22 protein-coding genes are annotated in these 25,085 nt (G+C 44.3%); 10 read left to right on the top strand and 12 right to left on the bottom strand.

Annotated features, from left to right (window positions below):
- The first annotated feature begins 57 nt into the window (after positions 1–57).
- Positions 58–1,197, top strand: a complete 1,140-nt coding sequence (locus QWZ05_RS02775; RefSeq protein ID WP_290296374.1) for a Gfo/Idh/MocA family protein — start codon at positions 58–60, stop codon at positions 1,195–1,197.
- A 168-nt stretch (positions 1,198–1,365) separates the two neighbouring features.
- Here QWZ05_RS02775 and QWZ05_RS02770 read toward each other — a convergent pair whose 3' ends face one another.
- Both QWZ05_RS02770 and alr read right to left on the bottom strand, forming a co-directional pair.
- A complete protein-coding gene (locus QWZ05_RS02770) occupies positions 1,366–1,602 on the bottom strand; it encodes a hypothetical protein (protein WP_290296373.1) in 237 nt (78 codons plus the stop codon).
- Positions 1,603–1,756: 154 nt separating this feature from the next.
- A complete protein-coding gene (gene alr / locus QWZ05_RS02765) occupies positions 1,757–2,845 on the bottom strand; it encodes an alanine racemase (RefSeq protein ID WP_264876362.1) in 1,089 nt (362 codons plus the stop codon).
- 512 nt (positions 2,846–3,357) lie between these two features.
- On the opposite strand from alr, the gene dgcN reads away from it, so the two are divergent.
- The 3 genes from dgcN to QWZ05_RS02750 are packed head-to-tail and all read left to right on the top strand — an operon-like array spanning position 3,358 to position 6,197.
- Complete coding sequence (gene dgcN, locus QWZ05_RS02760; protein ID WP_290296370.1) at positions 3,358–4,362, top strand: N-acetyltransferase DgcN; 1,005 nt, start codon at positions 3,358–3,360, stop codon at positions 4,360–4,362.
- Positions 4,362–5,336: an N-acetyl-D-Glu racemase DgcA gene (dgcA, locus tag QWZ05_RS02755; RefSeq protein ID WP_290296368.1), complete on the top strand. Its 975-nt coding sequence runs from the start codon at positions 4,362–4,364 to the stop codon at positions 5,334–5,336. The genes dgcN and dgcA overlap by 1 nt, the downstream gene beginning before the upstream one ends.
- A 3-nt stretch (positions 5,337–5,339) precedes the next feature.
- The gene (locus QWZ05_RS02750) at positions 5,340–6,197 is read left to right on the top strand and encodes a D-amino-acid transaminase (protein WP_290296367.1); all 858 of its coding nucleotides are present in this window, start codon (positions 5,340–5,342) and stop codon (positions 6,195–6,197) included.
- A gap of 306 nt (positions 6,198–6,503) precedes the next feature.
- On the opposite strand, the gene QWZ05_RS02745 is transcribed toward QWZ05_RS02750, so the two are convergent.
- Together QWZ05_RS02745 and QWZ05_RS02740 are read right to left on the bottom strand one after the other, a co-directional pair.
- A protein-coding gene (locus QWZ05_RS02745; RefSeq protein ID WP_435433657.1) for an IS3 family transposase occupies positions 6,504–7,681 on the bottom strand; the annotation gives its coding sequence in 2 pieces (ribosomal slippage) (positions 6,504–7,414 and positions 7,414–7,681; 1,179 coding nt in all).
- Positions 7,682–7,886: 205 nt separating this feature from the next.
- Positions 7,887–9,266, bottom strand: coding sequence for a serine hydrolase domain-containing protein (locus QWZ05_RS02740; RefSeq protein ID WP_290296363.1), 1,380 nt, complete (start codon positions 9,264–9,266; stop codon positions 7,887–7,889).
- A 300-nt stretch (positions 9,267–9,566) separates the two neighbouring features.
- On the opposite strand from QWZ05_RS02740, the gene QWZ05_RS02735 reads away from it, so the two are divergent.
- Positions 9,567–10,478, top strand: a complete 912-nt coding sequence (locus tag QWZ05_RS02735; protein WP_264876351.1) for a LysR family transcriptional regulator — start codon at positions 9,567–9,569, stop codon at positions 10,476–10,478.
- 229 nt (positions 10,479–10,707) lie between these two features.
- On the opposite strand, the gene QWZ05_RS02730 is transcribed toward QWZ05_RS02735, so the two are convergent.
- The 3 genes from QWZ05_RS02730 to QWZ05_RS02720 all read right to left on the bottom strand — a co-directional run bounded on the left by QWZ05_RS02730 (position 10,708) and on the right by QWZ05_RS02720 (position 13,520).
- Positions 10,708–11,619 carry a M14 family metallopeptidase gene (locus QWZ05_RS02730; RefSeq protein WP_264876350.1) on the bottom strand — a complete coding sequence of 304 codons (912 nt, stop codon included), beginning with the start codon at positions 11,617–11,619 and terminating at the stop codon, positions 10,708–10,710.
- Positions 11,620–11,621: 2 nt separating this feature from the next.
- Positions 11,622–12,929 (bottom strand): inosine/guanosine kinase, encoded by a 1,308-nt coding sequence (locus QWZ05_RS02725; RefSeq protein ID WP_264876349.1) that lies wholly within the window; start codon positions 12,927–12,929, stop codon positions 11,622–11,624.
- Positions 12,930–13,049: 120 nt separating this feature from the next.
- Positions 13,050–13,520, bottom strand: a complete 471-nt coding sequence (locus tag QWZ05_RS02720; protein ID WP_264876348.1) for a CreA family protein — start codon at positions 13,518–13,520, stop codon at positions 13,050–13,052.
- Between the two features lie 216 nt (positions 13,521–13,736).
- On the opposite strand from QWZ05_RS02720, the gene QWZ05_RS02715 reads away from it, so the two are divergent.
- Both QWZ05_RS02715 and cutA read left to right on the top strand, forming a co-directional pair.
- Entirely contained in the window at positions 13,737–14,228 is a 492-nt protein-coding gene (locus QWZ05_RS02715) for a flavodoxin (RefSeq protein WP_290296361.1), read from the top strand.
- 2 nt (positions 14,229–14,230) lie between these two features.
- A complete protein-coding gene (cutA, locus tag QWZ05_RS02710) occupies positions 14,231–14,554 on the top strand; it encodes a divalent-cation tolerance protein CutA (RefSeq protein WP_264876346.1) in 324 nt (107 codons plus the stop codon).
- Here the strand turns inward: cutA and QWZ05_RS02705 are convergent.
- Positions 14,505–15,125 carry a DUF2238 domain-containing protein gene (locus tag QWZ05_RS02705; protein WP_290296358.1) on the bottom strand — a complete coding sequence of 207 codons (621 nt, stop codon included), beginning with the start codon at positions 15,123–15,125 and terminating at the stop codon, positions 14,505–14,507. The genes cutA and QWZ05_RS02705 overlap by 50 nt on opposite strands.
- 273 nt (positions 15,126–15,398) lie before the next feature.
- Here QWZ05_RS02705 and QWZ05_RS02700 point away from each other — a divergent pair, with 273 nt between their 5' ends.
- Complete coding sequence (locus QWZ05_RS02700; RefSeq protein ID WP_290297112.1) at positions 15,399–16,010, top strand: DNA-J related domain-containing protein; 612 nt, start codon at positions 15,399–15,401, stop codon at positions 16,008–16,010.
- Positions 16,011–16,091: 81 nt separating this feature from the next.
- On the opposite strand, the gene QWZ05_RS02695 is transcribed toward QWZ05_RS02700, so the two are convergent.
- The 4 genes from QWZ05_RS02695 to QWZ05_RS02680 all read right to left on the bottom strand — a co-directional run bounded on the left by QWZ05_RS02695 (position 16,092) and on the right by QWZ05_RS02680 (position 21,881).
- Positions 16,092–17,741 carry an ABC-ATPase domain-containing protein gene (locus QWZ05_RS02695; protein WP_290296356.1) on the bottom strand — a complete coding sequence of 550 codons (1,650 nt, stop codon included), beginning with the start codon at positions 17,739–17,741 and terminating at the stop codon, positions 16,092–16,094.
- A gap of 64 nt (positions 17,742–17,805) precedes the next feature.
- Complete coding sequence (locus QWZ05_RS02690) at positions 17,806–19,722, bottom strand: sensor domain-containing phosphodiesterase (protein WP_290296354.1); 1,917 nt, start codon at positions 19,720–19,722, stop codon at positions 17,806–17,808.
- Positions 19,723–19,984: 262 nt separating this feature from the next.
- Positions 19,985–21,196, bottom strand: coding sequence for an enoyl-ACP reductase FabV (gene fabV / locus QWZ05_RS02685; protein WP_264876341.1), 1,212 nt, complete (start codon positions 21,194–21,196; stop codon positions 19,985–19,987).
- 79 nt (positions 21,197–21,275) lie between these two features.
- Entirely contained in the window at positions 21,276–21,881 is a 606-nt protein-coding gene (locus tag QWZ05_RS02680) for an arylesterase (RefSeq protein ID WP_290296352.1), read from the bottom strand.
- On the opposite strand from QWZ05_RS02680, the gene QWZ05_RS02675 reads away from it, so the two are divergent.
- Both QWZ05_RS02675 and QWZ05_RS02670 read left to right on the top strand, forming a co-directional pair.
- Positions 21,880–22,563, top strand: a complete 684-nt coding sequence (locus QWZ05_RS02675) for an ABC transporter ATP-binding protein (protein ID WP_264876339.1) — start codon at positions 21,880–21,882, stop codon at positions 22,561–22,563. The genes QWZ05_RS02680 and QWZ05_RS02675 overlap by 2 nt on opposite strands.
- A complete protein-coding gene (locus QWZ05_RS02670) occupies positions 22,556–25,006 on the top strand; it encodes an ABC transporter permease (protein WP_290296349.1) in 2,451 nt (816 codons plus the stop codon). The genes QWZ05_RS02675 and QWZ05_RS02670 overlap by 8 nt, the downstream gene beginning before the upstream one ends.
- Positions 25,007–25,085 lie beyond the last annotated feature (79 nt).

Genomic DNA, 25,085 nt, shown 5'->3' with positions numbered 1-25,085 from the left:
ATCAGTTAAAAACTGAAGAACCATAACGTATTGAAAAAATTAGATTTGGAACTCGACATGAAGAAAACAGTATTAGTATTTGGCACCGGCTTCGCAGGCCAAGGTCATGCAAAGGCATTTAGAGATGCTGGCGCGGAAGTCGTTGGGATTGTTGGTCGAACCGAGCATGTAGTTAAAGAAGTCGCTGACAAGATGGCAATACCCTACAGTGGGACCGATTGGGAGCTTGCGCTGGAGTTGTGCAAACCTGATATTGTCTCTATTGCCACGCCTGGTGGTGCTCACGTAGAGGCGATCAAGCAGGCTATTCAATTTGGTTGTCATGTTTTTTGTGATAAACCATTGACCGAAAGTGGGGAAACGGCACAAGAGATCTACCAACTTGCGAAAGAGAGAGGAATCAAAACTGCCTTTGCTTCGAGTTTCCGCTACATGCCAGAGATAATGCATGCGAAGAAGTTGGTTGCTGAAGGCGTGATAGGTGAACCTACAGAGGTTGAGTGCATTTCTCACTTTAACCTCGACCGCAATATCCCGTTTGGGTGGTCTCATCGTTCAGAAGCGGGCGGTGGCCGACTGAACAATAACTTTACTCACCTGTTGTCTATTGTTACTTCAGTGGTTGGCGATAACATTCTTTCGATCAATGGTGAAGTCCGTAACGATATGCCAAAAGCGCCGGTTGTTGAGGGCATTCATAATTTTACCGAGCGCCGAAACTTCATTCCAAAGGATATTGATGACCCTTCACTGGAGTGGCGTGATTGCGATGTTGAATGGTCTTATACTGTACTCGCGCAAATAGAAAGTAGAACACCTGCAGCTCAACCTGTCTCAGTTCTATTCAAGCATGGTGGTCTAACTCCCCGTTTCTCTGATGACCATATTGTTTTTCATGGGACTCAAGGTTCAATTTATATTAAAGGCCACTATGGCAGTGGGCCTTTGTCAGTATGGAAAGGTGGTGAGTGGACAGAGGTCGCTTTGCCCAAAGAGATAGATGATCAACTGCCCAATATTGAGTGTGAAACACAACGAAGCTGGACACACTTAGCAACTCAATTGGTTAACGATCTTAATGGTGTCGAGGTTGAACCCTACCAAACCTTTGAGGATGGATGTCGCTATCAATTAATTATTGATATTATTCGTAAAAATGACCGTTGGGTAGATGTAAGAGATTTGGTGGCAATCTGATTTTTAGGTTGTGAATGTATCGAAGCAACAAGCTCATAGTCTCGGTTTAAGATCGATACATGGTACTACCGTACGCGTTTACCTGCCCAAGACCAGTGAGGGAACATCACTGGTCTTGGTAGATCTATCGCGGTGTAATATAGCATGTTGGCTAGCTTAAACGAAAACCTAAGTCATGTTGTCATTGATGACTTTATTGCCACACTTTTCGCAAACCGCATGTCGAGAAAAGTCGTCCATTGACGCGTGAAAGCCGCCAACAGCGCTGCTGCGAACAAAACCGATAAAGAAGTCTAGTAGCTTATGCTTTAGTTTTGGTTCATCACGAACTAACACCACGATATGTTTTGTTTGATCATTGCATTTTGTGCAGTATTGAATTTCTTCATTTGTAATCAAAGTCATGCCTTCATTATTGATACTCACCGAGGCGCATAATGTTAACGTATTGGTTGAGTGACGTGGCGGAAGTTGTGTGTGATTACCATATTTAAGACATTGAATTTTCGTTGAATCATCACATATCCCCTCTGAGTGTAAATGAAGCTCACATCAAATCTTAGTATATTGACTCAAAGCAGTGTTCTTTACTCACTCGTGACGTGAGTTGTATGGTCAGTTCATATGGTATCGCTTGAGCAGATTTAGCAACGTGCTCGATAGGGAGGTTGTTGCCCCATAACTCGACGATATCACCGCACTGATCTTTGGACTTAGGGCCTAAATCAACAACAATCATATCCATTGAAACTCGGCCAACGACTGGCGCTAATCTTCCGTTAATGTATACATAAGCGTTATTTGAACCAGACCTAGGATAACCATCACCATACCCTACAGCGATAACACCGAGCGTTGTATCTTGTGATGCCACCCATGTTTCACCATAGCCCACGGCTTGACCCTTTTGATGGTCACGTTTAGAGATCAATGAGGTTTCAAAGGTCATCGCAGGTATTAAGCCAAAATCTTTACCTGTACGCGTTATTTGGGGAGAGATGCCGAAAAGGGCGATTCCGGCACGAGCCACATCGAACTGAGAATTTGGCCAAAGTAAAATACCAGCCGAATTAGCCAGGCTTTTTAGGCCATTAACGTTTTCTAATGCTGAACTAAATACGGATATCTGGGATGCTGTTTTGTCACTTGACGGGTTGTCAGCACAGCTCAAATGACTAAGAAAATGGATATCTTCAGCCACGTAATCAAAAGCTTCTAAACGTCGCATATAGTGTTCAACATCTTGAGGTTGAACACCGAGTCGATGCATACCGGTATCTACCTTTAGCCATACCTTGATTGGACTAGGTAAAGGAAAACGCTCTATATCTTCTAATTGATTATGGCTGTGAACAACCGTGTCTAGATTAAATTGAGAAGCTTTGAGTAGTTCTTTATGACAGAAGCATCCCTCTAATAGCAGAATTGGTTGCTCTATTCCCGAACGTCTCAAATTAATGGCTTCTTCTATTCGTGCCACGGCGAAAGCATCTGCATTGGGAAGGGCATGTGCAACTTCATTTGCGTCATGTCCATAGGCATTACCTTTAATAACAGCAATGAGTTTTTGATTGCCACTGAGTTCCTTGAGTACTGAATAATTATGCTTGATTGCATTTAGATTGATCCGTGCCGTTGGGGTTTGCATGATAGCGTCCTGTTATCAATATCATCGTATAGGAACCAGCTAGCAAAAAGTATGCTAAGTAAGTTATCTAGTTAAAAGCTCTATTAATCAACTGCATATGTTGATTGATGTACTATTTAGGCAACTTAACAGTAATCGTTGGTAGATTTTGGGGCATATTGCACCAGCATGTTGCGCTTAAATGGTCAAATATTCGTTATAAACTTCACTTATGTGGTTGTAGTGTCCAATAAGTAAGTGTCATCTAGTTAAATATCCCATGAAGTTATTTGTGATTTGTTTCAATATGTAACGAGATAATGTGTTTAATTTTTATTCATTCCTATGCGTTGTGAGTTAGATAAACTGTGATTTGTTTTTTCTATGGTAATAAGTTCGTCAATTTTCAATATTTCATAGATGACAGATGAGGTGATACGCGCCTAAGTGACATAAAAAACCACGTAGAAATATAAAGTTGTCACTATTCTTGCTAACCATGTAAGGAACAAATTGGACTAAAGGACTAACTTATGAAAATGGAACAACCTTATTTGCTTTTTCTTGGCGATGCTGCAGATCCACTAGCGGCAAAAGTTGCGCAAGGAATTAAAACTTGGCGTCCTGAGTTCTGTTTAGGGCAGTTTAGATTAGAAAACTGTAACGCTGACACAGGACTGAAAGATCTATCCATCAAGCAGGCTGTGGAGCTTGGTGCAAAGACTTTGGTAATTGGTGTAGCAAACCGCGGGGGAATTATCTCTGAGGCGTGGATTGATGTTCTATTGGAAGCTTTAGACGCTGGGATGGATATCGCCTCCGGTCTGCACAATAAACTCGTTGACGTGCCAGCACTTGTTGCGGCTGCTGAAAAGAATGACTGTTCACTATTTGATGTGCGCTACCCAACACAACAATACCCTGTTGCGAGTGGTGTTAAGCGTTTAGGAAAACGTCTACTCACTGTTGGTACTGACTGTTCGGTCGGAAAAATGTATACCTCACTTGCAATAGAAAAAGAGATGCAAAGCCAAGGAATTGATGCAGACTTCAGAGCAACAGGGCAAACTGGCATCTTGATAACAGGTGATGGAGTTAGTGTTGATTGTGTTGTCGCTGACTTTATAGCAGGTGCAATCGAAGAAATCTCACCTGATAACAGTCCGGAACATTGGGACGTGATTGAAGGGCAGGGCTCTCTATTTCATGCTTCTTTTGCTGGTGTAACGATGGGACTTATTCATGGGTCACAACCGGATGCACTGGTATTGTGTCACGAGCCTACAAGAGAGCACATGCGTGGCCTGCCGACTTATTCACTTCCTGATATTCAGACATGTATTGACGCAAATTTAACTGCCGCTCGCTTAACAAACCCTGATGTCTGCTGTATTGGTATCTCTGTCAACACTAGCGCGATGGATGAGCAAGAAGCGATGTCATACATGGATATGCTGGAAACTGAAGTTAACTTGCCGGTTGTCGATCCATTCCGTCAAGGCGTTTCACGATTGGTTGAGCAATTGAAGGGTGAATAATGAAAGCACAGGTCTATAGGAATTCTTGGCCTATTCGAGGGAGTTTTACTATCTCACGTGGCAGTAAAACTCAGGCGGATACCGTGGTTGTTGAACTGGAATCAGAAGGGTTTGTTGGGCGAGGTGAGTGTGTACCCTATGCTCGTTATGGTGAATCAGTAGAAAGTGTAGAAGCGGAACTGACTGAGCTAATACCGAAGCTTGAGTCTGGAATGAGTCGCGATGAATTACAGAAAGTTCTGCCTTCCGCTGCTGCCAGAAATGCTATAGATTGTGCGATGTGGGACTTAGAGTGCAAGCTAAAAGGTTGTTCAGTTTGGCAACTACTCGATATCACACCAAAACCGGTAGAAACTGCGTTTACTATCTCAATTGATTCTCCTAAGGCGATGGAAAAAGCCGCATCACAAAATGCATTCCGTCCATTACTCAAGGTTAAACTAGGTGGTGAGGATGATATCGAAAGGCTAAAAGCCGTTCGCAAGGGAGCGCCTGACTCGAAAATCATCATTGATGCTAACGAAGCTTGGACACCTGAACTGTATCAGCGGATATTACCTGAATTGATTGAGCTCGATATCGCGATGATAGAACAACCTTTCCCAGCGAATGACGATGAGGCGTTGTCAATTTTACCGAGGCCGATACCAATCTGTGCAGATGAGTCATGCCACGACAGAGAGACACTTTCAAAGATTGCCGGCCGGTATGACATGATTAACATAAAAATTGATAAAACAGGCGGATTAACAGAAGGCCTGTTATTGAAAGAGCAAGCGGAGCAAAGCGGGCTTAAAGTAATGGTGGGTTGTATGCTCTCCTCATCTTTAAGCATGGCTCCGGCGTTTGTCGTGGCGCAAGGGGTCGACATTGTTGATCTTGATGGCCCGTTGCTTCTTAGTGAAGACATTGAAGATGGATTTGTATTTACTGACAACGAAATGTTGCCTTTCACTAGTAACCTTTGGGGATAAAAAATGGAAAGAACTGTTTATATTAACGGAGAGTATGTCTCTGAGAGTGAGGCAAAAATTTCAGTCTTTGACCGAGGCTTTTTGTTCGCTGATGCTGTCTATGAAGTGACTGCGGTATTGGAAGGATTATTGATTGATAACCATGGTCACTTAGAGCGTTTAGAGCGTTCATGTCGTGAGCTTGGGATTAAGCTACCTGTTACGTCAGAAGAGTTAACCGAGATTCAAAAGACTCTGATTGAGAAAAACAGCCTTATCGAAGGTGGTGTGTATCTACAGTTGACGCGAGGGTGTGAAGGCGACCGTGATTTTTCATACAGTGACGATATTGAACCAACACTAGTACTTTTCACACAAGAACGCGCTTTAATCAACAGTAGCTATGCTCAGAAAGGAATTAAGATCCTTTCAATGGATGACTTACGTTGGAAGCGCAGAGATATAAAGACCACCAGTTTGTTACCTGCATGTTTGGCGAAACAAATCGCCAAGCAATCTGGCTGTGATGATGTGTGGCTGCTAGAAAATGGATTGGTTACCGAAGGCGGATCAAGTAATGCTTACATTGTAACTGCTGATGATAAGGTCGTTACCCGTCCGCTGAGCAATGATATTCTCCATGGGATTACCCGCGCATCGTTACTTCAACTCGCGAAGGATTTTGATATTGAAATTGAAGAGCGCGAGTTTACTATCGAAGAAGCCTACGAAGCGAAAGAGGCGTTCGTGAGCTCAGCAACTACCTTCATTTGGCCGGTGGTGAGTATCGATGGCAAAACGATTGGCTCGGGCAAACCTGGCACGCTAGCCACTAAGCTGCGTGATATTTATATTAAAATGGCGATTGATACTGCAAGGTAATCAGATAACAGACTAAGTAGTCGCTATAAAAACGACAAATTGTATTGTTATAAAACGATTGCAAAACGAACAAGCAATAGCCAAAGTAGGATAGCGTAGAGACTAGCTATAAACCACTTCATAATTACGTCCTTAGCAATTTAGTTTCGAGTTCTCTATTTCTATAAATAGAGAACTCGAGAGGGCACTCTTATCTATCTGAAAAAGATACTAAGTTGTGTGTAACACCTTATCTAGTGTCAAATAAATTAGCCCATTGTAAGCTCTGTCTTTTGCACATAGGTAGCAGTAGGCGTTGTGTAGTGGTCAACTAAAATTGGCCACCGCTTTATAAGTTTCCCAGCACTGCCTCTCCGATTCATTCGGTGTTAGGCCACCATTGTACTGGTGCGGTCTGATTTGGCTGTAATATCTAATGATGTAGCCAACAATGCTCTTCCAAGCTTCGGATAAACTACTGTAGCCACAAGCTGGCACCCACTCAGTTTTTAGGCTTCTAAAGAAGCGCTCCATTGGACTGTTATCCCAGCAATTTCCTCGTCGAGATAGACTCTGTTTTATCTGATATCGCCAGAGCGTTTGGCGGTACTTACGACTCGTATAGTGACTGCCTTGATCGCTGTGAAATAACACATTAGAGGGCTTACCGCGTGACTCATAGGCCATCTTAAGTGCTTTTCCTGTCAGTTGGCTATCGGGTGAAAATGACATCGCCCAACCGATTGGCTTACGTGCAAAGAGGTCGATTACAACGGCAAGATAACTCCAACGATTTCCAGCCCACACATAGGTCACGTCACCAACCCAGACCTGATTAGGCGCAGTCACAGCGAACTGTCTATCTAAATGATTTGGGATTTCAATGTGCTCCTGAGCTGCTTTGCTGTAGCGGTGTTTGGGAAGTTGTCGGCTAACTAGCCCAAGCTTTTTCATCAGTTTAGTGGCTCTGTAGCGAGAGAACTTGATGCCCGAGTTCGTTATGATACTCGCAATAGTTCTAGCACCGGCTGAGCCGTTACTAACGCTGTGAGCTTCTTGAACTAGGGCTCGTAGACGAACATCTTCTTCAGATTGAGTCTTGGGCTTCTTACACCAATACTTAAAACTGCTTCGATGGATACCGAACACTTTACACAGCTTGGCTACGCTGTAGCTCTGTTTGAGTTTCTCGATTATCGAGAATTGTTCAGTGAGTCCGACATCAACAGAGCAGTAGCCTTTTTTATGATTTCATTGTGCTCTTCCAGCTCAGCAATCCGCTTTTTAAGCTCACGGATCTCGATCTGTTCGGGGGTGAGCGGTGAAGCTTTTGGCGTGACACCTTGCCTCTCTTGCTTGAGTTGTCTCACCCACTTGTCCATAGCTGACTTGCTTACGTTCATCGCATTCGCTGCTTCAACAACGGTATAGCCCTGGTCAGTGACTAACTGAGCGGCCTCTAGCTTAAATTCGGGACTAAAAGTTCTTCTTGTACGTTTTGTCATAGTTTCACCTGTTGTGTACGAGGTGCATTCTAACACCTCTAATCAGGTGGCCAAATTAACTATGCCACTACAAAGGTTTAATTCGAAAGAGGGAGCTCGTTGAGTATTAGCTTGTTAGTTTTTGTGGTGTTATCAACGAAAATGGGCACCCTTGGGGTGCCCTGTGTGCATAAACAGTAAAGAACTCGCTTAGCGAAAGAGAAGCTTATTTTCCAGCAGCGACTTTAGCGGCTTCACGGATATAGCCCATCATTTTGTCCTCACCGTAAGGCGCAACATAAGGATTGCTTGAGAAGTAAACGCCAACGAAATCACGTTTAGGGTCAATGTATATACCTTGGCCAAGATTTCCATGTTTATACAAAGCGCCATCTCCAAATACCGCGTCAAATTGGAAGGTATTGCTTAAAGGACTGTCAACAAAGTCGGCTTTAAAACCTTCTGCTTTTGAGCCTTTCTGGAAAACCTCTACCGGATTCGCGTTTTGATACATAATTTCAAGCTGTGTTGGAGTGACTACCTGTTCATCAGCGACTTTGTTCCAACTCGGTGTAAATAGGGTGCCAAACTTGGCCATGTCTTCTAGAGTAGATGACACAAGGCCATGAGCAACGGCAGTACCCTCTGGAGTTAAGTGAAATTGGATACCATGACTCGCACCAAGGTGACTCCACACTCTATCTTCAAATACGTCTGTCCATGGCTTATTCTCGATTTTTTCAACCATGTAGTTCAAAACTGTAGTAGTTGCTGAGCTATAACGGTTAACCTCACCCGGTTTTTCACCTTCGATTTTTTCAGCATCTTTCACAACATCTAGCCAACCTTCAACATCAGTTCCGCCTGGTACGGGTTGGCCGAACTCAGCAGAGAAAAAGCGAACGATGATAGACTGTGGGTCTAGTATTGAATCGAGTGTTTCTTCGAGTTTCAGGCCTGTTGCCATGTTGAGGGCATTTTTAACGCTGACTTGATCCCAGTTAGTGCCTTTCAGTTCGGGAACATACTCGACGATTGAAGTATCTAGATTAACTTTCCCTTCATCTACTAGCTGAGCAATCACCAGGCCGACGGTAGATTTTGCCGCTGACATCCAAACATGGTTATCGTTAGGGTTCATACCTGGGTATGCCTGATATACGATCTTACCATGGTGTATCATCATTACGCCTTGCACGCGATGATGTTCATGCTGTACGTAATCATCAAGTTTGAGTACGCCACTATTTATAGTGTTAAAGGTGACATCACCAATATCGCTATTGATGTCGACTTCAAGATTCTTGGTATTAGAAGATGGTTCAGCGATAGCAGTGCCCAAAAACTCGCTCAGTCTTGCGTTGTAATAGAGCGCGTGATCGCCCCCCATTTGATAATGAAAGTTATTAAATTTTTTGTGAGCATCGAACGCAAAATCATGACTGAAGCCATCTTTGGTAGCAGAAACTGGCATCGTTACCGTAGCTCCTGGTACCGAGAGGTATTGTTTTAACATATCTTGTGGGTTTGTATTTTCGGCAAAAGCATGCGTAGCAAGTCCGGCAGTGATAGATACTACAGCGGTTGTGATAGTTGATACTTTCATTTTTTTTAGCCTTGTTTGTTGAGTTGGTATAAATAATAAACAAAACAAAACAAGGTAAGACATCGGCTAGGTATGCGTTACCCATACATACATTTAGTCGAGGTTGAGGGAGATTGTCTAAAATTCAATAATTTATGATTTATTATCATCTGCTCAACTGTGTCTAAATGTACTAAATCCCATACTGTCGAAATCTTTTGTTACATTTGTTGGGTTAACTGTCGGTTATACTACTGATTAAAATCACCCAGTAAACTCTGGCCACAGGACTAGCATTTTTTACTCGTTATAGGACCGACAATGAAGATTACGATAGAACAGCTCCAAACTTTTATTTCAGTGTGTCATCACAATTCGTTTAGTGCCGCGAGTAAAGAATTAGGTAAACATAGGACCTCAGTAGCGCAAATAATCGCATTTTTGGAGGAGACACTCGGTCTGTTGCTGTTTGAGCGAGCAAACAGACAACTCATTCAAACAGAGCAGGCAAAGCAGCTTTATTTTTATGCAAAACAAACGGTAGAGCAGGCGAAGTCTTTTGAACATGTCGCACGTTCTTTAACGTTTAATGAGTTAAATCGCATTACTATTGCATACAGTGGGTTATTGCCTAAAGTCGTCTTAAGTAAACTGCGCGTTCAAATAGAAAGCTACGATCCTCAGTTGTTGGTTAACTTTGAGCGTGTTGATACTCAACAAGTGAGCAAGATGCTTGAGCAAGACATTGTACAATTTGCAATTGTAGATGTTGACGAAAGAGAGGCTGTAGGCAGGCTCGAGCGTGTTTTTTTGACTCATTTGAACTTTCATATTATGGCTTCAAGACACCATACGTTGTTCAAAATTGAGCCGAAACAACGCTTTGAAGCATTGCGCAATATGCGTCAGTTTATCTACAAGGAGCACCTAGATGGTGTGAATAAAAGCAAGTTGCTCTATTCATCAAACTACGAAGTTATAAATGACATGGAGCTAATGATTCAATTAATCAATGATGGTTTAGGATGGGGGATATTGCCGAAAACGGTCAACTATTTGTATAAAGATGCAACCAACATTCAACTAGTCGAAGTATCAAATCTTAAAGATGATTTCCGTATTCCTTTTGCGCTATGGAGCAAGTTTGACCATCGCTTAACCTACGTTAAAGAGCTCATTTTAGATAGCATTATTGAAACAAGGGAAGAGATCTATCAGTTGAAATTTGAGTGAAATAAGCCATTTTCCAACTAACTTGAAAACAACATTACGCTCTCGTTTACAGTGAACTGTACGATGATTCGACGTTCGGAGGAACTGACGAGCTATTGTTGCTTAGTTTACGGCTGTTGTGATGAACAGATAATGGATAGATGATTAAACTAACGGCTTAGCAAAGGAGGCTAAGCCGTTCAATTATGAGTTCACGTACATATTATCGAGAACCCTACAATAGGAAATACTATAGGTTCAGTAGATAATCCAAACCACCAACAATCGCAGCAACCTGTGCACGATTGCACTCGTCGTCAGTCACTTTTGCGCTGTCAGGGTAGACTTCCGTTGTTGTACCGTATTGGCAGTTTGTAACACCACCACACAGACCTAGCTCGACCATTGGGTAAAGAATCACACCATCTTGTACAACGTCTGCACCAATGATTTGACCATTATCGTCTGCAGGTGCGATGTGAGTTACCTTACGTACCGAATCGATGATTGCTTTTTGGAATTCAGGTTGCGGGTTAAGAGTATCCCCCACAGTGTAGAAACCATCTGGAATCATGCCTTCGATGTAAGCTTTACCGTCACGTGCCGCAAGTGCAGGACGAAACTCAGTTTCATCTGAGTCTGTCGTTTCGTGCAGGTCAAAGTGTGCTAACACATCGAGATCTTTTACCAAGGATCTTAGCGCTGCAGATTCTTCGGCAGGAGAGTCTTGGTAGAAAGAACGGTTAGGGTCAATCGCATTAGGATTCCAGCGATTGATTACTTCATAGCCCCAAGGGCTCACACATGGCGCAATGATGAAATTAAACTTATCTTCATAGACTGCAGCGTGTTGCTCAGCAAAGAGGAGCGCGCCATGTACACCACTAGTCTCGTATCCATGCACGCCGCCAGTGACAACCACGATTGGCTTAGCTTCATCCCAGTTTTTACTCTTTAAGCAAAACAGAGGAAAGCGATCTGCGTCATAGCTCAGAGCACCATATTGGTTGATTTCGAATTGGTCGGCCAACGCTTGAATCTTTGGTACGACTTCTTCTTGGTATAAACGTTGAACAGCGCGGCTATCTAGCCACGCTTTTTTCTCTTCATCACCCCAAGGCTGTCCAGAGACACCAATCGGGTATTGAAATTCAGTTTTCATTATTAACGATCCCAGTAAGCTTCTTCTAAGCTGTCCTCTCGCTCTGGAAGGTTGCGAGTTAAGCGTGGAGAGTGCTGTGTTAACACCTCGTAGCTTACACGGTTTGCGTATTTACAAATCTGTGACAGCGAAGAGTAGGTCAAAAACGGTGCTTCATGTTTTGAAGAGTTTGGCACATTGTTAAGGTGGTAAGAGTTTGCAGCCATATCATGCAAAAGAGCAGATAAAGCAGCATCACCCGCGCCATTGGTATTCTTAATCTCTAATGGGCCGCCCAAATAAGGGCCAATATGCGAATAAGCTTTCATTGGCTTCTTACAATCAGATTTACGCATAGCACGACTGAACTCGAACTTGTTGAATTCAGCAATTTTACCCGGAAGCAGTGGGTGATCGGTTTCGCGCTTATGTACTTCATCAGTGTAACCTGCCATATACAAGCCTACTGGGCCAGCAGTGCAGAGTACAAGGTCAACCCACTCAAGTGCTTTATCAGCAGCAAGAAGAGGATCTTTCTCACCAGTGAGCGCTTCACCTTCTTCTTCATTCATAGCAAGAATAGTGACATTGTCACGAATGTAGTTTTGCCAGAACTCTTCATTACCTTCAATAACATACTTAGTACCGAGGGTAAGAACAACAGGAACGTTGTAAGATTTTGCTAGTTCTACTGCACGTGCCACAGCTTTTGGCATTGGGTCTTCTGGTTTACCGCGCATTAGGTAAGAAGACACAACAAGTGCTGATGCTTTTTCAAACACAGATTCAGGAACGCTTGATGGCTCAAGTTGGTTCATATGGCCTTCACTGATAGCAAACGTACGTTCACCACAAGAAGTGATCAGTGTGTAGCATCGGCCGATCGGGCCATCAACGGTTTGCAGGTGGTTGAGGTTCATACGCGAAGAGGTGCGACATAAATAACGGTATGCGTATGAGCCTACTTCAATGTTTTTAGACATGACACCGAGCAGAACGGACTTGCTATCGGCTAGTACAGAGTAGTTGTGCAGTGTGTTACCGATAGTGTCACCAGGGAATTGGTGTGTAATCAGTTCGCGATCTACTAGCTCTTTATAAAGAGCGTCTGCAACTTCCTGTTTTACGACCAGCGAGTGGCCTTTACTCAAGTTGTATTTGTCGAGGAAAGAGTCATCCACTTGCGCTTCAATATCTACGATGGTTTGCCCAACACCGACAATGGTAGGGCGGTGTAGCTTCGCTTTGTCATCATGCATTTGACTCATGAGTGGATCGCGAGCTTGAGTAGGGAAGTAGTGCTTTGATTTGCGTTGGCCTGGGAATTTCATAATACAGGAGGTAGTAGAAAACGGGTTGTGAATAATATCACAAAATATTTGAGCGCGTTGCAAAATTTGCAAGGTAACACTCGGAATAGAGTAAAGTTTAGACTATTCCGAGCGAAAAGATTACTTCGTTTCTTCGTTTACTGCACCGTAGGCTTGCGTGCCCCATAAAGGGACAGTTGACAAGCTGTGCTTGAAACTGCCTTCTGTTTCTTTTGTTGTGTATGAAAGGTAGAGCAGCGTTTGATTCTTCGGATCGTAGATGCGTCGAACTTTCATGGTTTTAAAGAAGATACTTTTTGACTTTTTAAACACTACTTCGCCTGAGGAGGTTTTATCAATCTTAGCAATCATCTCAGGTGTGATATCACCAGTTTGACGACAAGATATGGAGCTATCACTTGGATCTGACAAGCTAAGATTTGCTTCAATTGAAGCAATATGACAGGTCACGCCGGTCACAACTTCATCCTGAAGTGAACTAATTTTTATGTCTTTAAGTGTAAAGATGCCTAGCGATACATCACCTACGTTGTCACCACCACACCCCGCGAGTAGTGCGGCGAATCCTATGGCCAAAAGTCGTTTTTTCATTGTTGTTCCTTCTTCTTGGTAAAGCGCTCAACCGAAGTTAAATTCCAATATAACGGTTAAAATAACTACTAAATTTTTCATTAAGTTACGTTCCGTTACCTGTTTTTCTTCAGTGTAGCCTATGTTTTGTAACGTTTACACCAAATTGCCTTGAGGCACGGCGGTTTGATGAGTATCCTTTATGGCAACTAGAACAATACAAGGACCATCAATAGAATGGACACCGTCCCAGCGATTGTCGTGACAAAGAATGACTGGTTACATAACCAAGTCGAGGTGGATTACCCTACCAAAGAGAGTCTTAAAGGCTGCGAACTGTACTTCAGTCGTTATAATAACGCTGTGGTTTATGCACTCGATGAAATAGAGGGTGCCGTAACGATGAGTGCAGATGACATCTTTGTTGTCGATTTTCATCGTTTGACCGTCATGTTTTCACTATTACAGGCGAAACGTTGGCCTTCTCAAGACGACCAAGATCTTATCTTAGAATTTCTATCTCAAATCATCTATTCATCACCTTGTGAACTCTATCTTGCTTTTGCAGATGGGGCACCAGTCGCGGCAGCGTTAGTAACAAAAACTGAGGATGGCTGTTTAATTTCTGATGTTTCTTGTGATTCTCAAGTCAATATCAATGATTTTGTTATGAGCTTATCTGCAAAGTTACAGGCTCAAGGCATTCAAGTGACGGATGTGGAGTTGTAAAGATGAGTAGTGAGTATGGCATGGTGCTCACCACCGTTGCTCCGGGTGATGAGCAGGTTATCATCGATAATTTACTCACCCAGCAACTTGCAGGATGTATTCAAGTGCTGGCCATTGATAGCCATTATGTTTGGCAAGACGAGATTTGTAATGATAAAGAGTCCTTGTTGATCATTAAAACGCGCCTAGCACTCTACGACAAAGTAGAGGCGGCGATCCTCCAGCAGCACAACTACGATGTACCTCAGATCGTGATGGTATCTTTTGTAGACGGCCTTAACCCCTATTTAGTCTGGCTTGACGCACAAACTCAGGGCGCTGAATAGCCATCACACCGAGTGAGAACAGGGCACCTAGTGTGTCCATGAGCATGTCTTTTTGCGCATCCCATATATCACCTTGTGATCCGAGAAAAGCGATACCTTCATCACCGCCTGCCAATTCGGCATACCACCATTCAATGATTTCATACAATCCAGCCACACTGATCATGGCGAGTAGACCAAATAGTCCTGCCCAAAATGGCGCGCAAACTCGCTTGCGGATCAGGAGCTCTGCAATAGGATAGGCGAAGAAGCCAATCGAGAAGTGAGCGACACGGTCAAAATGATTTCGTTCTGATCCAATGAGGTTATTAAACCAATCGAATGGGACCTCTGCGAATGTGTATTTGGATCCGATGGTATGCATGAACATCCAAATGAACAGGAAGACATAAGCAGTCTTACTCAAGGGTGTGTTTTTTGATATCAACCATACGATAGCAAGCACGGCAACCACTGGGATGATTTCAGCTACCCATACCGCACGCGAAGCAGGCTCCCAAGCACTGAAGATAAAGACGAATGAGTATAGGAAGGTTAACAATTTGAGTGTTGTCGGAAATTTACTTTGCATTCTCAACTCCATGAATGTGATGTCTTTCTGAGCAGAATTGTATTTTGTACACTGTTCAAAATCAAATGTTTCTTTCTAAATTCTATGTAAATCCATATTTTGTATGAGGTAGATAAAGATTGAAGACACACATAATGAGTGACCAACATATTATTTTTCCTATACTTATAGTCAAAGAACCGAATTGTTTGCTAGCTTTTTGTCAAAGACTAAATTGAGATGGATACTAAGTAGAGATAACGAGTACGTAAATATAACTAGTAAGAGAGATGGATTTTGACGAATGACGCTTTACTGCAGAACAGCCCTGACATCGAGAACCCGCTGATTTGGCCTATCTTCGAGATCCTTAAGAACAAACCACAGGATTGGAAGGTGCATACGCTGGCGGGAGAGTTACAGCAACAGGCACTCATGCCTGTGCTTGATGAGTGTAGTGAGAAAGATCTTTTTAAGCGTAATTTTCTCATGATGAACGCACTCTACCAGTTGCAGGCAATTTTGTATCCTGAGAAATGGCTTCAAGTTCAAGCGATGGATATTCAACTAACAATTGTCACTAGTGAGTGTGTCATCGATACAGCGGATCCCTTGCGTGAATATTATACCGATTGGTCACATTACGAAGCGGAAGAAGGGGAAGTTAAGCGTTTATTGAATGAGTTTTGGCGTCGATATAGTCGATATATTGGCAATGAAAAAGTGGCGTCAGTAGAGAATAGGCAGCACGCGTTAAGATTGTTCGACTTAGATGATCAAGCGACGCCACATATGATCAGAAAACGTTGGCGATCGTTAGCGTTGAAGTGGCACCCCGACAGGGAAAGGGGCGATGCTGATACCTTCCGAACGCTGTGTGAGGCTTGGAACATTCTTAGGGCTTAGGGTGGCGTAAATAATGGCATAAATAAAGCGGCATTGAGCCGCTTTATTTCTAATGGAGTTTTGGACACGCTAGGTGCAGAGTTACGCTTTAAATTGTGCCTTGCGCAGACGGTTTAACGTCGCCATTGCATCAACGATACGTGGTTTTGCAATATCGCCTTGAATCGGCATGGCTTTATACCAATCGCCTTGCAGGGCATCAGCCATCTCTTTTGCTGGTAGGTTTGACCAACCAGGAAGTTGAGCGAGTTGCATCATCAACCAACCAATCGCGTTTACTTCATTGCCAGACTCAAGTTGCTCTAGTGCAGTAATATCGATAAACTCTTTGCCAAAGCGCAAGCTGTCAGTGCCTTTTGCAGTAATACGATATTTTCCATCCGCAAGCGTTTTTTGCAGTGCCAGACGACTACAGCTACGTGGTTTGAAGGTCGCAAGTTCAGACTCGCTTTCGTTGACACGTTGACTTGGGTGTTGAGCAATGACTTGCTGTGCTTTTTCTGTTAAGTCTTGTGCTTGATAGTCATGCATCTGAATAACAGTATCGGCAACATCGAGGTAATCACCCGAGCCCCCCATAACAATAATTGATGAAATGCCGAGCGACTCACTAAGTTGACCGATACGGTCTACCAATGGGGTAATCGGCTCATCGCCTTTGCTTACCAACGCTTGCATACGTTCGTCACGGATCAAGAAGTTAGTCGCTGAGGTGTCTTCATCAATCAACATTGCAGATGCTCCCGCCTCAATAGACTCTTGAAGCCATGCGGCTTGCGATGTTGAGCCTGATGCATCTTGAGTGGAAAAGTCTGCAGTATCTTTGCCCATTGGCAAATGGTTAATGTAGTTGGATAGGTTCAAGTTATGAACGCAGCGACCATCTTCTGCTTTGATCTTAACTGCGTCACGATCAGTCACGACATATTCACGGCCATCACCCAAGATATGGTTGTAGATAGAGCGCTCTACCGCATTGAGTAGAGTAGATTTACCGTGGAAACCACCACCGACAATCAGTGTGATCCCCTTTGGAATGCCTAAACCGACAATATCACCTTTGTGTGGTGAGTTGAGTGTAACTTCTAATGATGCTGGCGCTTTAAATTCGACAGCATCACGCATAGGCAGGTCGCTGTTACCCGCAAAGCGAGGAAGCACACTACCATTTGCAACAAAGGCAATTAAGCCTTTCTCTTTCAGTTGCGCACGAATCGCTTCTTGGTCTTCAATCACCTGACAGTGCTGGTGAAGCTTATCCATTTCAAGTTCACGCTCTAGCGTGGCTTTACGAATGAACTTAGGCAGGTGGAATGTCAGCATGTTGATTGCACGTTTACCGAGAATCGTGCGGCCTTCAGCAGGTAAGTTGACACGAAAGCGCAGTTCTATACCTTCATCGGTAAACAGAACAGCAGTAGAGTCGAGAACGGTTTGACCCGTTAGGGCGATATCGATGTCGTTCTCTTGCTTTGCATAGTAAGCAAATTGACGCGCTATGAAGTCGCGAGCCGCAATCTGATAGCTCTGTGGCTTGTCACGCAAATCCTCAAGGCCAGTTACCGACCAAGGACGAATGGCACGCACTCGAGACGCTGACGCGTGAGAATCACCTTGTACATGGTCAATGTGCAGCGTGAAGTCTTTAAAGTCGTAGTCGCCTTTAATTTGCTGATACGCTCGGTAATTCTGACGCTCAATTTTCTTTAGTGTTGCCGTTAACTGGTCCATAACTGAATATTCGCTTGAAAAATAGAGGCGCGATTATAGGAACCACCGCGCGTTGAGTAAAGGGTCAGAGCTCGATTTGTCGGGGATTGTTAGGAGTAGGGCTCTGATTCGTCAAATAAAACTCAAATTCATCACACGGCATTGGCTTTCCATAAAAATAACCTTGGCCAATATCACCGCCCTCAGTCGTCACAAACTCTTCGTGCGCCAGTGTTTCAACGCCTTCCACGGTGACGGTGAGTTCGAGTTTTTTGGCTACATGAATAATAGAGCGCACAATCTCTTTGTCTTGTTGGTTCTCGTCAATTTGATGAAGGAATACTTTGTCGACTTTGATGCCATCAAACGGGTATTTCTTCAGATAACTAAAGGATGCGTAGCCTGTCCCGAAATCATCAAGTGACAATGTCACGCCAATCTGTTTGAGTTTGTATAACGTTTCTTGTGCAAGCACTTCGTCTGATATGAGTCCGCCTTCGGTGATTTCTAGTTCTATACATTGCGGGGGAACGTTATAACACTCAATCAGATCTTCAACCTGCTGGGAAAAATTGGGGTTTTTAAGTTGCACCGATGACACGTTAATTGCAATAGAAAAGTCGTCAACTAGGCTTGCCCAATGTGCCGCTTTTTCGATGGCGGTTCGCAAGACAAAATTACCTACTTCAAATATCAGTCCATTTTGTTCTGCTAGCTTAATTAACCCTTCGTTCGAAATATCACCAAGCACAGGGTGCTTCCATCTTAACAGTGCTTCAGCGCCAGTCCAGCGCCTTGTTTCAGGATCAACCTTGGGTTGAAAGTAGAGCAGTAGGTCGTCATTTCTGACGGCCTGTAATAGATAACTCTCTTGCTTGTTGAGATATAAGGCAGGCTCAGAATGTGAGCTTTGGTAGAAACTGAATTTATGCCCAGAATCGCGACTTGAAAGCGCCGCTTCAGAGGCAAAGGTGAGAAGTTCTGAAGCAGTGAGTGTTTCTCGTGATGTCGCAACACCGATGTGCGCATGCAGGTGGACTGACTCTTCACCGATGATGGCTTTTTGCATACTTATATCAGCAATATGCTGACTTAACCTCTGCAACTCACTTTCGTTATGGACATCTTTAATGATGATCACTAGTTCACTCGAAGTGGGGCGCCCAGTAACGGTGACATGTGATGAAAGCTCATTCAAGCGTTGCCTGAATTCGATAAGCGCATCATCCCACGGAGCATATCCATATTTAGTTTGTAAACGTCGTCCATTACCAAAGGCGATATGCACCACAGCAAGCATCGACTCGCGGTTCTCTTCTTGAGTCGATAGCGCGTTGTTTAGTCGCTGTTCCAATGCTTTTCTATTAAGAAAGCCGGTCCCAATGTCATGCAGTTTTTGGTATTCAACTTGACGCTCGGCTTGTTGTCTTTTGCTAATCTCAATACTGAGAGAATAGTTTAAATCGGCAATGTTCTGGGCTCGATTCGAGACCCGGGTTTGAAGTGCTTGATGCGTGGATTTCAACGCCTGATGCTGAAAGAGTGTGGCTAGCTGAGATTCAACGCAGTCTTTAAAAGCGCTCAGTAGACGTTGATAGACATCTGTAAGCGGATTCTCTTTGGTGTCTAGTACACACAAGGTGCCGAAGGGGTCACCGTTAGGCCAGTTGATCGGCAGCCCGAAATAGGCAACCATGCCTAAAGCAATATCCGGATTGTTGCTCCAAAAGGCATCTTTGAAACAGTTCGGTACCAGTAAAGGCTGCTGAGTATCGATGACATTCTCACAATATAGCCCTTGGCCAAGTGATTCTGAGTCGCCTTTGCTGTACGAGTGAACCTTGTTGTCGTTGGCAGAAAATACTTCAATATTGTCAGGGTGAATCCGCATGATTAATGCAGATGGTACTCCCATCATCTCAGCGGCTAGATTGACGATATTTTGCCAATTAGACTGAATATTGAGTGGAATAACCAACTCTGATGTATTGACCTTTGACATGAACTCATCCTTGGGTTGAAGGGGTGTATGTCCTTAACACGACCGCTAATATATTGTTGTTATTGTAGTTTGTTTGCTCGGTACGCTCTGTGATATTTGCGCACTTCTTACGATTTATAAAATTAATACCATAAATGAGACACAGGTTTAGACGAAGATTTGGGCCACAAACTTAAATACTTAATGAACTGAAAATCGTGCAGATACAAAAATGGCGCTTCGAGAGAGCGCCATTGGGTAGGTTTATAATTGCGTATCACACTTACGCAACTTCTGACTCTGTTGAAAATTGAGCAAAATCGACGTCTTGGCTGTAATCCACATGTGGGAAGCCAAATCCGTTGAGTTGAAGAAACTCCTGTTTGTAGCCAGAGTAATCACCCAGCTGCTGGAAGTTATCAGCATTCATTTGTTCTATCAGTGCTGCCACTTCTTTTTGCACTTGAGGATCAAGCTCTCGATCATCGATTCGAACTAAGCGTTCACCGTCAACATGGGTGCCTGTCGGAGAGAACAGTTGCTCAGTAAATAATCGGTGCATCTGCTCAATACAACCTTCATGCATGTCTTTTTCTTTCATCACTTTATAGAGAGCGAGGATGTATGGCGTGAAGGCAGGAATAAAGACACTGGCTTTTGTCACGAGTGCCTTACACACTGTCGCATAGGCATGACCATCAAAGTTTGCGAGTTTTAGGTTCAAAGCGTGGCTAGTTTGATGAAGGTCGATCTTAGCTTGGCCAAGTGTACCATCGAGATAAATAGGGTGCGTGAGTTCCGAACCAACGTAAGAGAACGCTATCGTTTGACAACCTTGAGCGATAGATTCTGCGTTGATCAGCGTATCAATCCAGCTTTCCCAATCTTCACCGCCCATTACTTTAATGGTGTCTGCCGCTTCTTGATCGCTTGCAGGCTCAAGAGTTTGAGGTTGCCATTCATCAGTTTCAAGAGAAACGATCGCTCCCTCTACCGATTGGCCGATAGGTTTAATAACGCTGCGCCACTGGCTCGGCTCATCACTTGAGTAATCTGGACGGACACCAGTTGCGAGGCTGTAGATGATCAAATCGACTTCGCCCTCAAAGTAGGTTTCTATCGCTTCAATTACCTGTAAACGTACATCAGGGGAGAAAGCGTCACCAGTAATGTTGATGGCGATTCTACCTTCATTTTCGGCGTGCTGCTTGAAGTAGTGGTTGTTATACCATCCAGCACTGCCTGTGCCTTTCTCTGAAGGGCCACGTTCAAAAGACACGCCAATGGTATCTGCCTGTGGACCTCCAAAAGCCAACGCGATGCGAGCGGCAAGACCAAAGCCAGAAGACGCTCCTAAAATCAGAACGCGTTTAGCATCTGTTTTGATCGGAGAGGCTTTCTTTACGTACTCAATCTGCTGTAGAACAGACTGTTCGCAGCCGTAAGGGTGAGCTGAACGTGCGACAACCCCTTGAATCGTTGGTTCAATAATCATTTAGAGCACTTCCTTTGTTGTGCGAAGTAAACTCCTCCACTGTAACGCAGTCAAAACCGCTTTTTTTTGAGCTAGGGCATTAAAGTGGAAAAAAGGGCTCTAGTTGCGTGGCAACAAACTCGGCTATCCACGGTTGTGCGACAGGCTTTGGATGCAGTCCATCAGACATCATCCAGTCTTGGTTGAGGATCACTTGCTCAAGGAAAAATGGAATCAGGGGTGTACCTGTCTCCTTAGTGATTTGTGGATAGACATCTTCAAACAGGGTTTGGTAGCGCTTGCCATAATTCGGTGGTACGCGGATTTGCATCACGATAGCTTTCGCGCCAGACGCTTCAATCTGAGCAATCATTTGGCTCAGATTAGTTTTGAGAACGTTAGGTGGAAAGCCTCTTAGGCCGTCATTGGCACCCAACTCGATAAGCACACTGGTTGGTTGGTGCTCTTGTAAGAGAGCCGGGAGCTTGGCTAAGCCGTTTCCGGAGGTATCGCCTGAAACGCTGGCATTGATAACCGTAACGGTTTGTTCGCGCTTAGCAAATTCGTCTGGAATAAGAGAAGGCCAAGCTTCTTCAGCAGACATTTGGTATCCTGCACTGAGGCTATCTCCCAATACTAATAAAGTCTGAGCCGAAACCGAGAAAGAAAGCAGTAGTGAAAACAACAAGGAAAACCGTTTAATCATGTCATTGTCCGTAATTAAAGCCAATTCACTCAACCATATCGTTTCAACTAAACAAGAGCAATTAACAATTCTTGATGATGTCTCATTGACGATCAACAAGGGGGAGTCGGTTGCCATCATTGGATCCAGTGGCGCAGGGAAATCGACCTTGATGAGCTTGCTTGCTGGCCTTGATACGCCAACGTCGGGCTCGATAGAGTTACTAGGAAAAACGCTAGAGGATTTAGATGAAGAGCAGCGAGCAGCTTTACGCAGCCACTCTGTTGGCTTCGTTTTTCAGAGCTTTCTTCTTATTCCAAGTATGACTGCATTAGAGAACGTTACTCTACCTTGCTTGCTTAAAGGTATGGATGTGGACGAACAACGTGCAAGAACGCTGCTAGAGCAAGTAGGATTAGCAAATCGTACCCACCATACGCCGAATGAACTCTCAGGTGGAGAGCAACAGCGCGTTGCGTTGGCAAGAGCCTTTATGATTGAGCCAGAAGTATTGTTTGCTGATGAACCGACAGGCAACCTAGACCAAGTCACGGCAGAGCGTGTCGTTGAACTCCTTTTTGAGCTTAACAGTAAACACGGTACGACCTTGGTGATGGTGACGCATGATCCATCACTGGCTGCTCGTTGTGATCGAACCATTCAGCTTGCGGCAGGAAAAGTGGTAGGAGAAAACCATGCCTAACACCGGACACAGATCTGTGCAGCCGAGAGCGGCTCAGCAACGTATTGCCCAATGGTGTTGGCGTGAAGTGAGAAGTGGACAGCTGTGGATCATCGCTCTGGCACTGACGCTAATTTTCGCGAGTGTTTTTGCGCTTACCGCCCTAAGTTCGCGACTCGAACAAGTGATCATTAAACAAGGTAAAGATGCACTGACCGCTGATCTTGTATTTGAATCATCCAACCCTTTACCGGAGGATGTAACGAAGTCTCTGCAAGCACAATCAAACGTAACTACTGCGAAATTGACACGCTTTGCAACAATGGCGTTCAGTGATTCTCAAATGCAGCTTGTTTCAGTTAACGCTGTTGGCGATGGCTATCCACTGCAGGGTAGTTTGACACTAACTTCTCAGCAGGGCGTGACAAATCAAGTCAAGCCAGGTGAGCTGTGGTTGGATGAACGTCTTTTTGCTTTGCTAGACATCAAAGAGGGCGATTTACTGGCGATAGGCGACAGTGAGCTTTCCGTCTCTGGACGAATTACAGAGTTTCCTGGGCTTAGTTTCAATCCTTTCCAGCAAATGCCAGCGGCGTTAATGCATGCAGATGGCATTGAAGAAACTGGAGCCATTCAACCGGGAAGTCGTGTCCGTTACAAACTGTTTATTGATGCGCCAACAACCGTTTTGGATGAGTTGCAGGCATCGGTTGAACTGACACCTAGTGAGCGTTGGCGTACTGTTGACTCTGGTAGTCGCACCAATGATGTCTTCGCCAATACTGAGCAGTTTCTGTCACTCACTGTTGTTGTGGTGATATTAATGGCAGCAACCACATTGGTTCTTACCTGTCAGCATTACGTGAGCACCCGACAACAGCTTGTGTCGATGCTCAAAAGTATGGGGGCGACCAAGCAGTGGTTACGTCGTTGGCTGGGGATTCAAATAGCCATTCTTGCGCTGCTCTCACTTTTGTTTGGTACAGGGCTTGGGATGCTATTAGAGTACGGGCTACGATTCTCCTTAGCAGAGTTACTACCGTCGCCATTACCAAGTTATGGCCTTAGACCATTTATCACCGCCTTTTTAACTTGTACGCTTATCGCTATTCCTGCGATGGGTATACCGCTACTTCGTTTACTTGATACCAAAGCTAGCCAAGTGATCGCTCAGACTGCTGAATCAGATAAAGCGAGTCGTTGGCTGTTAGTGTTTGTTCCAATCGTTCCGTTTTTGATGGCATATTCTGGTAATAAACTCGTGTGGTTTATCCTGTTAGGCTTGGTAGGGCTCGTGGTACTGCTCGGGCTTGTGAGTGTCGGTCTGGTGGCTATTGCACAGGGCTTATCTGCAAAACCAGCGTATAAGTTGGCACTCAGTCGCATTAACCGCAATAAGATAGCTACCGGCTTGCAGTTTGGGTGTTTGGCTTTTTCGGTGATGTTGCTCGCGATACTATGGTTGGTTCGCACAGACCTTTTGTCTGATTGGCAGAGAACGCTACCGGCAGATGCGCCCAATGCGTTCGCATTAAATATTGCGGAGTATGAAAAGGCGACTTATCTAGGCACGTTGGATGCAGCTGGAATTGACCGCTCTGAAGCGTTTCCAATCATTCGTGGTCGTCTCTCTTTAGTCAATGACGTGGATGCCAAGGAAGTTCAAAAACAGGGCAGCGATACGGATGCCGTTCGTCGTGAGCTCAACTTCACTTGGGCTGAGGCGCTGCCGGATTATAACGATGTATTGGAAGGCGAGTGGACAGAGTCAAAGGGTGTTTCTGTAGAAGAACAAGTCGCCGAGGCATTGTCGATTCAAATAGGTGATGAACTGACTTTTGTGATTAACTCGCACACCTTTACGGCAACCGTTAACTCGATTCGTCATGTCGAGTGGCGTGATATGAAACCGAACTTCTATTTTATCTTTACACCTGACGTCATGGCGTCCATTCCCTCAACATACCTAGTCAGTTTCCGTTTGAGTGATCAAGATGATGATCTGTTTACAGAGTTGTCGCGTAACCATCCTACAGTGAGCTTGATGGACATACGAGTGATGGGAGAAAAGATCCAATCTCTTGTTGGTCAGATAGTGTGGGCCATTACTTTATTAGCGGGGCTAGCGGGAGTGGCAGGGTTGTTGCTCATTTATACACTACTCAACCTAAGTTTGGTGGAACGACAGTCAGAAATGAAGCTATATCGTACACTGGGCGCAAGTGGTAAGCGTTTAAAAAACACGCTCTGGATTGAGTATGGCGTGATGGCATTGGTAGCGAGCTTAGTCGCGACAATAGGGGCAGAATCGGTGGTAGCGGGCGTAATGAATTTTGGTTTCAACCTGTCTCCGCAAATTCACTATTGGGTGTGGTTGACACTGCCGCTGTTGACCATGCTGACTTTAGCTATTGTGGTGCAGGGCGGCATGCGACGAATTCTTGTCCCGTTGCGCAAAGGGTAGTTATCCACAAAAACGGTGGATAAAGTTTTGGATAACTCAGCCTGTGAATAACTTAAAATGTAACCGAGCGGTTTTATCA

This window comes from Vibrio agarivorans (genome assembly GCF_030409635.1).
Classification (GTDB): Bacteria; Pseudomonadota; Gammaproteobacteria; order Enterobacterales; family Vibrionaceae; genus Vibrio; species Vibrio agarivorans.
This window is presented reverse-complemented; position numbering and strand designations above follow the sequence as displayed.

Excerpts from the sequence above, each read along its gene's own strand:
- dgcA (WP_290296368.1), top strand. The coding sequence starts at position 4,362 with ATGAAAGCACAGGTCTATAGGAATTCTTGGCCTATTCGAGGGAGTTTT.
- QWZ05_RS02675 (WP_264876339.1), top strand. The coding sequence starts at position 21,880 with ATGTCATTGTCCGTAATTAAAGCCAATTCACTCAACCATATCGTTTCA.
- QWZ05_RS02680 (WP_290296352.1), bottom strand. The coding sequence starts at position 21,881 with ATGATTAAACGGTTTTCCTTGTTGTTTTCACTACTGCTTTCTTTCTCG.
- fabV (WP_264876341.1), bottom strand. The coding sequence starts at position 21,196 with ATGATTATTGAACCAACGATTCAAGGGGTTGTCGCACGTTCAGCTCAC.
- QWZ05_RS02770 (WP_290296373.1), bottom strand. The coding sequence starts at position 1,602 with ATGACTTTGATTACAAATGAAGAAATTCAATACTGCACAAAATGCAAT.
- QWZ05_RS02695 (WP_290296356.1), bottom strand. The coding sequence starts at position 17,741 with ATGGACCAGTTAACGGCAACACTAAAGAAAATTGAGCGTCAGAATTAC.
- cutA (WP_264876346.1), top strand. The coding sequence starts at position 14,231 with ATGAGTAGTGAGTATGGCATGGTGCTCACCACCGTTGCTCCGGGTGAT.
- QWZ05_RS02720 (WP_264876348.1), bottom strand. The coding sequence starts at position 13,520 with ATGAAAAAACGACTTTTGGCCATAGGATTCGCCGCACTACTCGCGGGG.
- QWZ05_RS02740 (WP_290296363.1), bottom strand. The coding sequence starts at position 9,266 with ATGAAAGTATCAACTATCACAACCGCTGTAGTATCTATCACTGCCGGA.
- QWZ05_RS02715 (WP_290296361.1), top strand. The coding sequence starts at position 13,737 with ATGGACACCGTCCCAGCGATTGTCGTGACAAAGAATGACTGGTTACAT.
- QWZ05_RS02670 (WP_290296349.1), top strand. The coding sequence starts at position 22,556 with ATGCCTAACACCGGACACAGATCTGTGCAGCCGAGAGCGGCTCAGCAA.
- alr (WP_264876362.1), bottom strand. The coding sequence starts at position 2,845 with ATGCAAACCCCAACGGCACGGATCAATCTAAATGCAATCAAGCATAAT.
- QWZ05_RS02735 (WP_264876351.1), top strand. The coding sequence starts at position 9,567 with ATGAAGATTACGATAGAACAGCTCCAAACTTTTATTTCAGTGTGTCAT.
- QWZ05_RS02730 (WP_264876350.1), bottom strand. The coding sequence starts at position 11,619 with ATGAAAACTGAATTTCAATACCCGATTGGTGTCTCTGGACAGCCTTGG.
- dgcN (WP_290296370.1), top strand. The coding sequence starts at position 3,358 with ATGAAAATGGAACAACCTTATTTGCTTTTTCTTGGCGATGCTGCAGAT.
- QWZ05_RS02750 (WP_290296367.1), top strand. The coding sequence starts at position 5,340 with ATGGAAAGAACTGTTTATATTAACGGAGAGTATGTCTCTGAGAGTGAG.
- QWZ05_RS02725 (WP_264876349.1), bottom strand. The coding sequence starts at position 12,929 with ATGAAATTCCCAGGCCAACGCAAATCAAAGCACTACTTCCCTACTCAA.
- QWZ05_RS02690 (WP_290296354.1), bottom strand. The coding sequence starts at position 19,722 with ATGTCAAAGGTCAATACATCAGAGTTGGTTATTCCACTCAATATTCAG.
- QWZ05_RS02775 (WP_290296374.1), top strand. The coding sequence starts at position 58 with ATGAAGAAAACAGTATTAGTATTTGGCACCGGCTTCGCAGGCCAAGGT.
- QWZ05_RS02705 (WP_290296358.1), bottom strand. The coding sequence starts at position 15,125 with ATGCAAAGTAAATTTCCGACAACACTCAAATTGTTAACCTTCCTATAC.